General features: G+C 65.6%; 25 protein-coding genes. 10 read left to right on the forward strand and 15 right to left on the reverse strand.

Going from position 1 to position 12,084, the window contains the following annotated elements; translation table 11 throughout:
- Positions 1-37 precede the first annotated feature (37 nt).
- The 14 genes from LRS04_RS00460 to LRS04_RS00525 all read right to left on the reverse strand — a co-directional run bounded on the left by LRS04_RS00460 (position 38) and on the right by LRS04_RS00525 (position 6,615).
- A complete protein-coding gene (locus LRS04_RS00460) occupies positions 38-244 on the reverse strand; it encodes a hypothetical protein (protein WP_257814684.1) in 207 nt (68 codons plus the stop codon).
- Complete coding sequence (locus LRS04_RS00465; RefSeq protein WP_257814685.1) at positions 241-810, reverse strand: transcription termination/antitermination protein NusG; 570 nt, start codon at positions 808-810, stop codon at positions 241-243. The genes LRS04_RS00460 and LRS04_RS00465 overlap by 4 nt, the downstream gene beginning before the upstream one ends.
- Positions 811-1,453: 643 nt before the next feature.
- Positions 1,454-2,167: a hypothetical protein gene (locus LRS04_RS00470; protein WP_257814625.1), complete on the reverse strand. Its 714-nt coding sequence runs from the start codon at positions 2,165-2,167 to the stop codon at positions 1,454-1,456.
- Positions 2,167-2,697: a hypothetical protein gene (locus LRS04_RS00475; protein WP_257814626.1), complete on the reverse strand. Its 531-nt coding sequence runs from the start codon at positions 2,695-2,697 to the stop codon at positions 2,167-2,169. The genes LRS04_RS00470 and LRS04_RS00475 overlap by 1 nt, the downstream gene beginning before the upstream one ends.
- Before the next feature lie 6 nt (positions 2,698-2,703).
- The gene (locus LRS04_RS00480; RefSeq protein ID WP_257814627.1) at positions 2,704-3,438 is read right to left on the reverse strand and encodes a hypothetical protein; all 735 of its coding nucleotides are present in this window, start codon (positions 3,436-3,438) and stop codon (positions 2,704-2,706) included.
- Positions 3,438-4,001, reverse strand: coding sequence for a helix-turn-helix domain-containing protein (locus LRS04_RS00485; RefSeq protein ID WP_257814628.1), 564 nt, complete (start codon positions 3,999-4,001; stop codon positions 3,438-3,440). Before LRS04_RS00485 ends, LRS04_RS00480 begins: the two co-directional genes overlap by 1 nt.
- Positions 3,998-4,318 (reverse strand): hypothetical protein, encoded by a 321-nt coding sequence (locus LRS04_RS00490; protein WP_257814629.1) that lies wholly within the window; start codon positions 4,316-4,318, stop codon positions 3,998-4,000. Before LRS04_RS00490 ends, LRS04_RS00485 begins: the two co-directional genes overlap by 4 nt.
- Entirely contained in the window at positions 4,315-4,485 is a 171-nt protein-coding gene (locus LRS04_RS00495; protein WP_257814630.1) for a hypothetical protein, read from the reverse strand. The genes LRS04_RS00490 and LRS04_RS00495 overlap by 4 nt, the downstream gene beginning before the upstream one ends.
- A 1-nt stretch (position 4,486) precedes the next feature.
- Positions 4,487-4,864 (reverse strand): DUF1064 domain-containing protein, encoded by a 378-nt coding sequence (locus tag LRS04_RS00500; protein ID WP_257814631.1) that lies wholly within the window; start codon positions 4,862-4,864, stop codon positions 4,487-4,489.
- Positions 4,861-4,998 carry a hypothetical protein gene (locus tag LRS04_RS00505; protein WP_257814632.1) on the reverse strand — a complete coding sequence of 46 codons (138 nt, stop codon included), beginning with the start codon at positions 4,996-4,998 and terminating at the stop codon, positions 4,861-4,863. The genes LRS04_RS00500 and LRS04_RS00505 overlap by 4 nt, the downstream gene beginning before the upstream one ends.
- Positions 4,995-5,123, reverse strand: coding sequence for a hypothetical protein (locus LRS04_RS00510; RefSeq protein ID WP_257814633.1), 129 nt, complete (start codon positions 5,121-5,123; stop codon positions 4,995-4,997). Before LRS04_RS00510 ends, LRS04_RS00505 begins: the two co-directional genes overlap by 4 nt.
- Positions 5,124-5,186: 63 nt before the next feature.
- Entirely contained in the window at positions 5,187-5,621 is a 435-nt protein-coding gene (locus tag LRS04_RS00515) for a hypothetical protein (protein WP_257814634.1), read from the reverse strand.
- 284 nt (positions 5,622-5,905) lie between these two features.
- Positions 5,906-6,376, reverse strand: coding sequence for an HNH endonuclease signature motif containing protein (locus LRS04_RS00520; protein WP_257814635.1), 471 nt, complete (start codon positions 6,374-6,376; stop codon positions 5,906-5,908).
- Positions 6,376-6,615 (reverse strand): helix-turn-helix domain-containing protein, encoded by a 240-nt coding sequence (locus LRS04_RS00525; RefSeq protein WP_257814636.1) that lies wholly within the window; start codon positions 6,613-6,615, stop codon positions 6,376-6,378. The genes LRS04_RS00520 and LRS04_RS00525 overlap by 1 nt, the downstream gene beginning before the upstream one ends.
- A 147-nt stretch (positions 6,616-6,762) precedes the next feature.
- Here LRS04_RS00525 and LRS04_RS00530 point away from each other — a divergent pair, with 147 nt between their 5' ends.
- Complete coding sequence (locus tag LRS04_RS00530) at positions 6,763-7,410, forward strand: LexA family transcriptional regulator (protein ID WP_257814637.1); 648 nt, start codon at positions 6,763-6,765, stop codon at positions 7,408-7,410.
- On the opposite strand, the gene LRS04_RS00535 is transcribed toward LRS04_RS00530, so the two are convergent.
- Positions 7,407-7,763: a hypothetical protein gene (locus LRS04_RS00535; protein WP_257814638.1), complete on the reverse strand. Its 357-nt coding sequence runs from the start codon at positions 7,761-7,763 to the stop codon at positions 7,407-7,409. The two genes, LRS04_RS00530 and LRS04_RS00535, sit on opposite strands and share 4 nt — an antisense overlap.
- Positions 7,764-7,933: 170 nt before the next feature.
- Between LRS04_RS00535 and LRS04_RS00540 the strand changes: the two genes are divergently transcribed.
- The 9 genes from LRS04_RS00540 to LRS04_RS00580 all read left to right on the forward strand — a co-directional run bounded on the left by LRS04_RS00540 (position 7,934) and on the right by LRS04_RS00580 (position 11,832).
- On the forward strand, positions 7,934-8,227 hold the full coding sequence (locus LRS04_RS00540; protein WP_257814639.1) for a hypothetical protein: 294 nt from the start codon (positions 7,934-7,936) through the stop codon (positions 8,225-8,227).
- Positions 8,228-8,230: 3 nt separating this feature from the next.
- Entirely contained in the window at positions 8,231-8,494 is a 264-nt protein-coding gene (locus LRS04_RS00545; protein ID WP_257814640.1) for a hypothetical protein, read from the forward strand.
- 1 nt (position 8,495) lies between these two features.
- The gene (locus LRS04_RS00550; RefSeq protein ID WP_257814641.1) at positions 8,496-8,891 is read left to right on the forward strand and encodes a hypothetical protein; all 396 of its coding nucleotides are present in this window, start codon (positions 8,496-8,498) and stop codon (positions 8,889-8,891) included.
- A complete protein-coding gene (locus LRS04_RS00555) occupies positions 8,891-9,232 on the forward strand; it encodes a hypothetical protein (protein WP_257814642.1) in 342 nt (113 codons plus the stop codon). The genes LRS04_RS00550 and LRS04_RS00555 overlap by 1 nt, the downstream gene beginning before the upstream one ends.
- On the forward strand, positions 9,232-9,495 hold the full coding sequence (locus LRS04_RS00560; protein ID WP_257814643.1) for a hypothetical protein: 264 nt from the start codon (positions 9,232-9,234) through the stop codon (positions 9,493-9,495). Before LRS04_RS00555 ends, LRS04_RS00560 begins: the two co-directional genes overlap by 1 nt.
- 142 nt (positions 9,496-9,637) lie before the next feature.
- Entirely contained in the window at positions 9,638-9,901 is a 264-nt protein-coding gene (locus LRS04_RS00565) for a hypothetical protein (protein ID WP_257814644.1), read from the forward strand.
- Between the two features lie 2 nt (positions 9,902-9,903).
- Positions 9,904-10,173 (forward strand): hypothetical protein, encoded by a 270-nt coding sequence (locus tag LRS04_RS00570; RefSeq protein ID WP_257814645.1) that lies wholly within the window; start codon positions 9,904-9,906, stop codon positions 10,171-10,173.
- Positions 10,170-10,946, forward strand: a complete 777-nt coding sequence (locus tag LRS04_RS00575) for a hypothetical protein (RefSeq protein WP_257814646.1) — start codon at positions 10,170-10,172, stop codon at positions 10,944-10,946. The genes LRS04_RS00570 and LRS04_RS00575 overlap by 4 nt, the downstream gene beginning before the upstream one ends.
- Before the next feature lie 319 nt (positions 10,947-11,265).
- Positions 11,266-11,832 (forward strand): hypothetical protein, encoded by a 567-nt coding sequence (locus LRS04_RS00580; protein WP_257814647.1) that lies wholly within the window; start codon positions 11,266-11,268, stop codon positions 11,830-11,832.
- The last annotated feature ends 252 nt before the right edge of the window (positions 11,833-12,084 follow it).

Raw genomic sequence — 12,084 nt, forward strand, 5'->3', positions numbered from 1 at the left:
TAATAGCGGTCACGTGTGCGTGAGTCCGCTAGATGTGCTATTCGGCGTCGCCCTTCGGCGGCAGGAAGGCGCTCACCCGGAGCGACAGGTACTTGCCCTTCGCGTTGGACTGTATCCAGCCGCCGAGCTGCATGGTGGAGCCGTCGGGCAGGGTCAGCGTGCCCTTATAGTCGGGCTGGTGATCCTTCTCCTTGCGATCGTTCTTGAACAGCGTGCCGGTGCCGGGCTTGGGAACGTAGCTCATGCCGCCCTCTTCTCGTCCATGGCGCCGCTGTAGTCGGGCTCTTCGTCCGGCTCGGGCTCGACCTTCACCCCGAGGAACGCGCCCAAGGCCCGAAGCTTCTCTTCCTCGCTCATGGCCTTGAAGTCTTCCAGCTTCTGCCAGGTGCTTCGCTCTGCGCCCTTGGCTCGGGTCCGGCTGAGCGTGCGGTCGAACTTGCCTGCGTCCTCTGCGGTGCGGAGCTTGTCCACGAAGGCGTCGGGGATCGGCGTCGGGATTCGCCGGCCGTCCTCGCGGGCGTGATCCAGAACTTTGTACACGCCGAACACGTCCTCGACGCGCCACAGCTCGCGGGGCTCTACGCGGGTGAAGAGGTAGCCGACCAGCAGCGGGCGCTCCTTCACCTCGCGGGTCTTGCCGTCCCGCTTGTAAGGCCCCCAGCGGCGTTCGCAGGGGAGATACACGTCGAAGTCGCCCGATCCCCAGCCGCGCTCGCGATAGAGTTCGCGGAGGCTGGCAACGGTCTTCTGCTCCTGCCGGGTCGCCGTTCGGACGGCGTACCATTTCGGCTGTTCGGCTGCGTCGTCCATCTGTTCCTCGATAATGCGCTAAGTGGGTTGTTTTGTCTAGTGTTTCTGCTATTCTGAACGCGCTGCAGAGCTGGCTTCCGCCAGCAATGCCAGCGATGCTACGAGCACGGCGACAAAGGCTGGCCACTCCCCGGCAAGCGCCGTCTGGGGCATGGCGAAGCCGAGCGCCAAGTAGGTGAGCATCCTCACCGGATCACCACGTGCTCGGCGAGCCACAACACCCCGGCAAGCAGGCAGCCGAGGCTAGCCACCACACCGATGACGGACAGGACGCAAAGCGCCCTAATCAGCGGCCCAACATCAGGCATCATTCACCCCTCTCCTTCTCCATCTGGTCTTTGATCTCCAAGAACCAGAGCTGCTGTAAGGTCGTGACCAGATCCAGATCGAAGCTCTTCGGCTCGCACAGCCATCGCGGCATGGTGTTCGTATCCGGCCTGAGTTCTGTTCGGAGCCGCTTCCTCAACAGCCTTCCAGGCTTCACACAGAGCCCGGAAGCAGGAGGAGGCGCGTTCGATGTTGTAGGCCCGGTCTTCCCGGGAGAGATCACCAGACGCAGCCCCGTGGCCGTGGAACGAGAGCTTCCCAGCGATCACAGCAACAGCCTTCGCGGCCGATCCGAGGGCGTCGGGGGCGTGGCGGGTCATGCGGCGAGCTCGCCCACCCGGTAGGCCAGGTATTGCAGCCACAGGTGCTCCATGTAGGCCGGCGGGATCGCTTCACTCAGTTCGTTGAGCGTCGCCCAATCCATACCCATGGCTTCTGAGCACGCGGCGCGGTGTCCGCCCTCCCAGACGTCGCGAGTGCCCCGGCCTCCGAACTTGGCCGAGCGCTTCCGGCCGTGGCCGCCATAGACTCCGATGACGGGGCCGCCGGAGTGAGCGCACTGGCAGGGGGCGCTGATCGGAAAGCTCGCCATGAAGAGGCGGTGGCGGTGGAGTTCGCAGCCCTGCGCCCCCAGGCCAAACATCGTGCCGCAAAGCGTGATCGCGCCGGGCATCCACGGGGCGGCGTCTTCGACGTTCTCCAGGGTCCAGTCGCAGCCGCTGGCCTTCAGGATAGCCAGCGTATCGGGGATCTGGTTCGGGTGCTCGTCACCCTTGGCGCCCGGCGCGTGCTTCAGCTTCGTGAACTTCTGACACTTCGGCGAGGCATGGACGAAGTCGAACCGCTCGCGCAGCTCTTCAGCGGTGATCGCCAGCACGTCCCGCTGCTCGAAGGCGTCGCCGCAATAGCGGCGCTGCGGCTTGATATCGAAGCCGGTGACGTGGATGCGGACACCGGCCCGGGACGCGGCGCGCTGGATGCCCCGCGTCGCTCCGCCCGAACAGCAGTAGAGATCAGCGACCCGCAGCATCACTCGGCCGCCATGGGCGCGCGCTGCGCCTCGAACAGCTTCGACCGGAGGCGTGAGGCCTCCTCCAGGTGGCGCTTCTCCTCGGCCTTCCAGATGCGCCAGTTGTCGGGCATCTCCTCGGCATCCAAGTGAACGCCCATCATCCGCTTGCCTTGCGAGGTGTTGCGGAACATCGGCCCGGCCTTGGACCCCGCCTCGTGGGCGAGGATCGTGTGCTCCCGGATCTTCTCGCGGAGGCTCATGGCGGCGTACTCGCTCGCCGTCGCCGGGCGCCAGATCTGAACCCGCTCGCCCTGCACCGGCAGGCTTTCGCGGATCAGCGGCAGGAGCTGGCCGGCGGTCGGAAACTTCGCCGTCCCCGAGTGCCGCCACTTCCGGCAGGCCGTGTTGATCGAATCCAGCGGGAACTCGGCCAGGTCGTTCGCCCAGTCCCGCAGCCAGAGCGTCCGCTGCTCCACGCTCATCAGCGGCGGGCGGCAGTGGACGGCGAGGGCTTCGATGGCGTCGTAAACTTCGGTCTTTTCGGCCATTGGGGTCTAGCTTTCGAGGGCTCTGCGGCGGGCTTCGGCGTGGTCGGCGGCGATCTGGGCGACCATGCCCGGAGGCCCCTGCCCCCTCGGCGCAACCCGGGCTTCGGGGATCTCCAGCGCGGCGCGGTTCTCGGCGATGGAGCGGGCAATGGCCGCGTCGAAGAACTTCCAGGTGCTGATCCGGGAGCGTTGCTTGGCGCACACGCCGGTCACGACCGGCAGGACGTCGTGCTCCCAGCTTGCGCCCTCCCGCTTCCAGGCGATCAGCCGGCCGACCGTGGTGTGCAGGTCCGGCGAGCGGTTCAGGTCGAGGTGCGGGCTTGCGGCGGCTTCGACCAGCAGCTTGGCGAGGTGGGGACCGTTGCCCTTGGGCCAGTCATCGGCGGGTTTCTGAGCACGCTCGCGCGTTTCACCACCATCACCACCACCAACCTCTTCTGAACGAAGTGAAGAAGAGATAGGGTTAACTACCTGCGCGTACGTACGAGGGGCGACGTCCGCTTCCTCACGCTTCGTCACGGCATTGTCGGCATTGTCACGCTTTGTCACGTCCTCGGGCGTGACGTCGGCAGTCGTCCGCTCGCGGTGCCTCGCCTGTCGATCGCGGTCGACGGCGCGGCGGCGCTGCGTGGCGGCGGCGGCCTCTTCGTCGGCGCGCATGGAGTTCAACAGCGCAACCTTGGCCTCGGTCGGCGCATCCATCTCCATGAGGAGGCGCATGGTGCGGTCGGAAAGGAACACTACTCCGCCGCCTCCAACGTGACGGACGCCTGGGCCCGATATGCGTCCAGGCGTCTGCGGTGCGCCGCGTCGGCCCATGAGACCGTGCTGTGGTCACGGTTGAAGAATTTGCCGATCTGGAGCGTGCTCCAGCCGACCTGACGCATCAGGGACATGGCCTCTTGGCGCGGAACGACGAGGTAAGGCTGGCGCCCGGGAGACCTCATCTCCTTGACGCTGATCTCGTACCGCTCAGCCACAAGATCGGCGATGTCCTCCATCCGCCTGTCCGGCATTCGCGCCTCGATGGCGGAAAGGTGAAGCGGGGCGGCCCGCCTCCTTTTGGGCTCGTCGCCGGCCGCGTTGGCAGGCAGGCCCAGAGCCACCAGGAGGGCCCGGCGATGCGGATACGCTCGATCGCCGCCAATGCCGCCACCGACGCCATCGGCCTTGTAGAACCGCACCTCGCGCCCACTCGGGCTCACGAAGAACTCCAGCTCGACGCCGTGCGAGAACCGAACGGTTCCCGCGTACCAGCCGTCGGTGCGCTTGAGGTTGACGACCTCGGCGGTGATCCGGCTCATGCCGCCACCCGATAGGCCGCGCGCAGGTCGTAGAAGGGAAACCCCTTGCCGTTGTTAGCGCGCGCCACCTGCATGAGGTGAACGTCGTCGCTGGACCGCACCGGGTCGGGCCGACTGCTCAGGGCGGCAGCGGCGGCGGTCGCGCGGGCCGGGATGTGCTCTGCGCCGAGCTTTGCCCGGATAGAGTTCGTGGTTCGGCCGAGCGCAGCCGCCATCTCCTCTACGGTCGCGCCAGCTTCGATCATCGCGTTCAGCGCGATGACGCGCTCCGCGGTCCAGCCGTTACGAGGGCGCGAGGGAACGCTTACGGTCTTCATGCGGCCCTCCTGGGCTTGCCGGTGAGGCGGTCGGCGATGCGCTGATAGGCAGAGGCGGTCTGCGCGCCGCCGTCGCCGTCGCGGTGCGCGAGGATGCCGGCGATGTGCGCGGCCATCTCGCGCAGCTCCTCGCTGGAGCGGTCGTGGAGATCTTGGACGTCGATCATCTCAGACCTCCCTCACCGGGAAGCCGTAGATGGCCTTGAAAAGCTTGGACTTTAGCCGCCAAACAGGTAGAGTGCGGGTGTAGGCGGACTTCACGTCCTCCACCACGACTTCGCCCTTCTCGCGGTACTCGAAGTCCACGATGAGCTTGGCGACGCGCACGCCGTCCACGGTCAGCGGATAGGGCACCTGGCGGCGGAGGTTGGTGATCTGGCCGGCGCGCTCCAGGAGCTGAAGTTCGCCCCAGCGCTTGGCTTCCTTGGCGCTATCGAACTCGATCCCGCCGACCGTGGTCTTGCGGTTGCCGTACTTGGTCTTCCGCCGGGCGTCGTGATCCGCCAGCTCGCCAAGCGTCTTGAGGGGGCTGAACGGGCGGGTCACCGGAGGAAGCTCCAGCAAGCGAACGCAACCGCCACCCCGATCCATCCGAACGGGGTGCAGAAGATCACCACCAGGGCAGAGGCAATGCCAAGGCCTATGGCGTCATAGGGTTTGAGGTTGGTGAGGTCGGTCATGCGAACACCCGCACGGCCAGATAGATGCCACCGCCAAGCGCCACGCCGCGGCAAGCGCTTAGCCAGAGCCGGTTGATGTCGAGCGTTGCGAGCCCGATAAGGACGCCGCCGAGGAAGGCTTCCATCATCGCCCTCCCCGCAGATCAGCGAGGCGCTTTGCAGCCGTCAGGCGCGCGGCGAACCCGGGCTTATAGGTGAACCCGAGGATTTGGAGGGCGAGACCCAGCCCCCACAGCAGCCACAGGGCGGCGGCGTAGAAACGCCTCGGCATCGGCGAGTTCACGCGCTCGCCGCTCTCGTGCCTGAGCTTCATGCTCAAGCTCCCTTCTCTCAGCTTCGATGAAGTCTTCGAGGCTGTGGCCGATCACGCTCCCCATGATCGGCAGGACCACACGCCAGCCGCCGTTGCGGTGACGGATGATCTTTTCCCAGACAGCCTCCGAGGCGTTGCCTTTCAGAAGGTCTTTCGCCTCGTACGTTTCGAGATCCCACGTCTCGCGAACCCAAGCCTGGGGGGCCTTGTCAGCCTTCGCCGCAGACCGGCTCGCGAACACCATCAGCGCATCACGGCGCCGGCGGTTGAGGGGTAAAATGGTCCCTCCGAGGGAGGTGATCTCGTCCATCGTTACGTCCATCGTTGCCTCGCTTGCGGCGCGGGGCCGCTGGGGCAATCGGACGGATGGACATGACGGAGGTTGGACGGACGGACGGACTTACCCAGGCTTTCCGGTGCTTGGCCGCGATGGAAGGCGAGGATGTGGAAACCCGAGTGGCGCTTTGGCGAGCGGCGCTCCGGTACCATCAGCGCGATAGGTTGGAGCGGGCGGCCCGGCTGGAGATCCAGGCCAGCCCGCTCCCGCGCGTTTTGGGGGGAGGAGACGCGCGAACGTGTTCAGTGATGCGGAGGTCATGCAGCCTCCGGGAAGTTGAGGCTGGCGAACTCCCCGTACAGCTCGCGCGCAGCCTTGTCGTATGCGCGCGCCGCCGCCTCGGCGGTTTCGAACTGTCCGAGGTACTGCGAGTTGATTTGCGCCTTGAAGGGCCGCACTCGCGACAGCGGCGTGTGGCAGACGCCGCGGAAGCCGGCCGCGGACCAAACCCGATGCTTGTTGGCGTTGTTCTGGCGGCGCGTTGCTAGTCGGAGATTGCTGCGCCGATTATCGAGGGTGTCGCCGCTGATATGATCGACCACCAAGCCGAGATCGGCATTCAGGATGAGGCGGTGCATCAGCACGTAGGCACAATCCGCGCGGCGACGGGCATAGACAAAGCCCGCCTTCGGCACGACCGCGTGCCACTTCCACTTGTTCAGCCAGTCGAAGTCCTCATCGCCCACGATGGCGACGAAGCCCTTGGTGAGTGGGATTTCGCGCGCCATCAGGCGGCCTTCCGCCGCTTCGGCTTGGCCGTAGCGACCGCGACGATCTGCGCGACCTCGTCGGTCATCAGCTCGGAGAGCGCGACCTTTCCGCCCGACTTCTCGACCAACGTCGCCCAGTGTTTCTGGGGGACGCGGTTGTTGTGTCCGCGCGGCGCGTCGTACGTCCACCGCTGGACAGCGTTGCGAGTGATGCCGAGCTGGTCGGCCACGGCCTTGAAGCCGCCGAGCCGTTCCACGATCTCCGAAGCCGGTGTCATGGTCGAACTATGACGCTTCCTCATAGTTCCGTCAATGACAAAGGCGCAGGAAACTATGATGCATCCGCTATAGGCGACTCCATGCCGGACATAGTTTCTGTCCTACCCATGGATGGGACACAGCCCTTGGGTATCGATCCGGCTTGGCTGAAGGCGGAACTGGCGAAGCCGGGGCGCTCTCAGAGCGCCTTGGCGCGGTTTATGGGTCTGGCGGCCGAGCAGGTGAACCGCATGTGCGCGGGCTCGCGCCGGATACAAGCCGATGAGGCCGACAAGATCCGCGCTTACCTGGCCGCCACCTCCCCAGGCGGCGCGACGATACCGCACATATCGCCTAAGCCGCAGGCCGCCGTAGGGTTACCGATCAAAGGCACCGTAGAGGCGGGGAGCTGGCGGGAAGTGGCGTTTACCGATCTGGAACACGAGCCGGAAACGCTACCTGCGCCAAAATCAGTCGTGGACTCTGGTGCTTTTGCCCTGCGCGTGTCTGGCCCCAGCATGGACCAGCGCTACCCGGACGGCTCCTATGTGATCGTCCAGCCCTGGCACGGCGGCCCGCTGCCCATCGGCAAGCGTGTCGTGGTTGAGAGGGCGCGCCCCGACGGCCTCGTAGAGACGACGGTCAAAGAGCTTGTGGTGAATGGACGGGGCGACCTGGAACTATGGCCCCGGTCCACGCACCCCGCCCATCAGACGCCGATCCCCCACAAGGATCTCGACGGCGTGACCGTGCGGATCGTTGGCACGGTGATGTACTCTTTCCAGCCGGACTAGTTGCAGGTCCGAAGCGCGCCCTTGCCGATGCAGGTCGTGCCATCGGAACTCATGTATGATCCGGTGCTCTCGTTGTAGCGCCACATGTTGCCGCGGCTATCGACGCCGCGCTGGTCGCCGTTCGCCTCGATGGTCGAGCGCCACATTGCCCCGGTGTTCATGTTGCTGCCCCGGATAGACGTCGAGCCGTCCTGGTTGGGGGTCGCCGTGATGCGGTTGCCGGACTGCCAGTCGTAGCTGGTCTTAGGCTGCGCGGGCGCCGGCGGAGAGTATGGCTTGTACGGCTGATAGGGCTTGTAGCCCTGCGCGACCGCCGCGGTCGCCACTGAGGCGAGGAATGCCGCCCCCCACAATCATAGCTTTCATTAAAGCCTCCGCTGTCTGGGGAAGCTTCAGTGTGTCCGCGAACGGCATATGACGTCCTTGGATAATTTGTCATTGACTAGCTATGAGGTTCTGTCATAGTCCTCCCATCGAACGAGGACGCCAGCCGCTGGCTAGCTCCTCTGGATAGGAGCGAGAGATGGGCGCAATTACCAGCCTCCTGATGGATGAAGCCGCGGCGCTTCTCAGAGAAGCCCGGCAGGAACGCGATAGCGCGCGCCAAGAGGCGGCCGATCTTCGCGAGGCGCTGCGTCTGGCGCAGATCACCCCGGAAAGCCTGCTGCGGCGCGTTCGCCTGGACGGCCTGCCCGACAGCGCGCGCCTTCTGGTGAAGGCGCAGAACCCCGCGGACAACCATCACTGGTCGCGCTCGGTCAGCGAAATCATCACGGCTGGCGAAATCCGCGCCGCCCTTTCCAAGGCCGAGGCCTGACCCATGGCCCACGCCCACACCCCCGCCGAGCTGGCCTGCATCCGGGCCTTCCGCGTCCTCGTGGAAGACCAGGGCGTAGAGGCCGCCTCGCCGAAGAAGCCCTTCGTGCTCAAGAGCGCGCTGGACGATCTGCCGGCCGCCTTCGCCGAGATCAACGCGGCGTTCGGGAAGCACCCCCGCTCCGCCACCTACACCGGCCCGCTGGACGGGCTCGCCGACAGCATGGGCGCGGCCCTGGCTCATCGGCTTCGGAATGAGGATCGCTGAGATGGAAGCCTTCACGCTCGATACGAGCGGCTACGTGACGGCCCAGCGGGCCACGAGCGGCGGACCTTTCACCTTCTCGTGGTCCGACCTCACCCCCTTCCAGCAAGGGTACGTGGAGGCGCTGTTTGCGAGCATTGCTGCGAGGGCGACCCGCGAAGCCGGCTGGCGGGATGTGCCGTATGGCTTCCACCACCTCGCCCCCGAGACGCTGGCGCGCATCCTGAAGGACTGCGAGGCGTATCAAGGCCGCTACCTCGCGATGCAGCTCACCGGCAGCGACGCGACCTGGGGGCGCTACTTCTGGGCCGACCGTCAGAACGGCATCTACGCCGACTGGCCTCCCCTCACCGTCACGCTCGGCGACGACGGGTTGATCTACCTGCGTGAGGGCGCGTGATGGAAGCCCCCAAGAAGCCGAGCGAAGTGCTCGAAGCCGCTGCTGCGCTGATCGAGCCGGAAGGGGCTTGGACGACGGGCATTCGCGCGAGGACGGCGACCGGCCTTCCAATCGAACCCGTCGAGCAAGACGCGGTGTGCTGGTGTGCGGTGGGCGCCGTTGAGCGGGTCTCGCCCCAATACGCCTACACGCCGTATGCACACCCAGCGCTGCGCTGGGTCCGCCGCGTCATCCGCTTGGACGAGGTCGGCTACTGGAACGACCGCCCCAACCGCACCCAGGCCGAGGTCGTCGCCGCCCTTCGCCAAGCCGCTGAGCTTGCCCGCGCGGAGGGCCAGTGATGCCCTGCATCGAGATCACCGACGCCGACTTCGACGACCTCCACCACGCCCTCGGGCGGCCGGACCTCAGCACGCTCCGCGAAGGTGAGTGCTACCGGAACTTCTACGCCACCGAGCGCGGCTCCGAGTGGGCCAAGCGCGCGGAGGCTAGCGGCCTCTGGGACCTCATCACCGGCTCCGAGGCGCGGATGGTCACGTACCGGGTCAACGCGGACGGCAAGTCGGCGCTTGAAGACTGGCTGAGCCTCCGGGAGCCGTCCTGATGCTCCCCACCCCCGCCAACCAGAACGAGCCCGAAGCTTCCCCTTCCATCTGGGAGAGGCCGTCGTTTCGGGAACTCGCAAAGCAAATCACCCAGGCCTCTGAGGAAGAGATCGAGGCCTTGATCGAGAGGGAGAGAGCTTGATGGAAGAGGTCAAGCATACATGGGCTGAGCTTTCGAGCGACATGGCGCTGGTCTGCCGGCGAGAGATCAACTCGGAGCAAGGTAACGCGACCGTCTGGATGGTCCTGCTGTCGGACGGACATCTTCTCGACTGCGGGCTGAGCAAGGCGCGCGCCGCGATCCTCGCGACCATGATCAACGAGGCTGGGCCGGAACGCCTGTCTCGAGCCGCCATCGCCAAAGCCTCTCCCCCCGCCCTCTCCAAATCCTCTGAGGAGAAATAGAGATGGTTCATCCCGGAGCCAGCCCAGAAGCGAACGGTGCCGTAGCCCGTTCGCGCGGCGACGCCGAGCCTTCTGCGGCAGGAGAGGAATTCCTTGAGTTCAAGGAAGCACTCGCTGACCTACGCGCGCTCCGCCACGAATACGAGTGCCTGACGGGCGGCGGCCCGGGGTGGGCAGCGCGCAATGCGGCGGCATGGGCGCGCGTGGACGAACTCTTCGCCGACGAAGACGAGGCGGCCTGGGTTCGCCAGCAAGAGGACGCGCACGGATGACCAGGCATATCGGCTGGTACTCGGATGGCATCGCCAGCGCCATTGCTTGCAAGTACCTCCTCAGGGAGGAACCCGAAGCCCTGATCGTTAAGTGCGACACGGGCTCCGAGGACGAAGATAACGCACGGTTTCGGGCAGAGTGTGCGCGCTGGTTCAACCGCGAAATCCTAATCCTTAAGAACCCGGAGTTCGAGGACAACTACGCCGTTTGGACCAAGCGGCGGTACATGAGTGGCATAGCCGGTGCGCCGTGCACCATGGAGCAGAAGGTTACGCCGAGGCTCGCCTTCCAGCAGCCGGGCGACGTGCATGTCTTCGGCTACACCTGGGACAAGCTGGACGTCGCGCGCTTCGAGGCTTTCCAGAAGAACTACCCCGACCTTATCGCCCGCGCGCCGCTGATCGAGCGAGAGATCACCAAGGCGAACTGCCTGGCGATGATGCAGGACACCGGTATTGAGCCGCCGCGCACGTACGCGATGGGTTTCCCGAACGCTAACTGCCTACAGACCGGCTGCGTGAAGGCGACCAGTCCCGACTACTGGGCGCTGTTCCGCAAAGTCTTCCCGGATCGCTTCGCGAAGACCGCGGCGCTCGCACGCGAGCTGAACGTCCGGTTGGTCATCATGGACCGCGAGACGCTTCCAGACGGGCGAGTCCACAACATCCGCGGGTTCATCGACGACATCCCCGCCGACTGGCCGACGCTCAACCCGGTCGCACCCGCTTGCGACTTCCTCTGCCACATCAACGGACAGGACCTGGCAGCATGACGTATTCGCCCCTGACCGATCCTTACCGCCAGTGGGACCCCTACGCCGCCTGTCCACGCTGCGGTTGGGTCGCCGAGTACAACGCGTGCCGTTGCTTGACCGGGCCGGCGCTGCCGCTCGTGCCCAGCCCTCGGAGCTGGGAAATGGGCACGGCGATCCTGCCGACCTGGAGCGAGCATAACCGCTGCTGGGAGCCCACGCGGGAGATCTCACGAACCTTGGAGACCCGAGGGGCAACGGCACCCGAGGGCGCACCGGTGTCTCAACAGCCCCGGGATGAACCCCTTCCTCAAAGCCTTCTGCACAGGGAGAGATCCTGATGAATGTCACCGACCTCGGCTTCACGGCCGACGAACTCCGCACGCTCGTCATCGAGCGCGCCGCCGACAAGCTCTGCGCCGAGGTGCTGGGCGCTGACACGGCCGACTACGCTGAGGAAGCCCTGTCGGCAGTAGACCGCAAGATCAAGGCCCACATCGACGAAGCGATCACGCCGCTTATCGACGCGGCCATCGCCAAGCACGTGGAGCCCTACTTCTCCTCGGAGATCGAGAAGCTCGTCTTTGAAGAGACCAACCGCTGGGGCGAGAAGGTCGGCAAAACGCTGACGTTCCGCGAAATGGTGATCGAGCGCGCCCAAGCCTACATCGAGGAGCCCGTCAGCTACGACGGCAAGGCCAAATCGCAGGACTCGTACAACTGGCGGCCCAACACCACGCGGATCGCCTACGAGGTCGACAAACACATCCAGTACGAAATCTCGGTCGCCCTTAAGGATGCGATCGGAAACCTCAACTCCAGCATCGCGAGCGGTCTCGCCGGCGCGGTGAAGGTCTCACTCGCCCAGGCAGTTGAGGGCGTCAAGGTCGCGGTGACCACCAAGTGACCCGCCTCCCCATCACCCCCCAACGCCTCCACCCTCTTCGACGCCATGCAGGCGGATATGAGGTCTGTCGCTTCCACACTGAGCGGAGGCTTCACGACAGCCGGTGGGATTGAACAGGCCCTGGCTGCTCTTACCCGCCTTCAGGATGAAGCCCCGGCTCTCAGGAGAGAGCTAAGGGCTATCCGGGCTGGGATCAGGAGGGTGGCATGAAGGAAATGGTTCCTCCCGTGCCAGTCGTGCGGGGACGCGAAG

The sequence above is a fragment of the Phenylobacterium sp. J367 genome, assembly GCF_024699985.1.
Classification (GTDB): Bacteria; Pseudomonadota; Alphaproteobacteria; order Caulobacterales; family Caulobacteraceae; genus Phenylobacterium.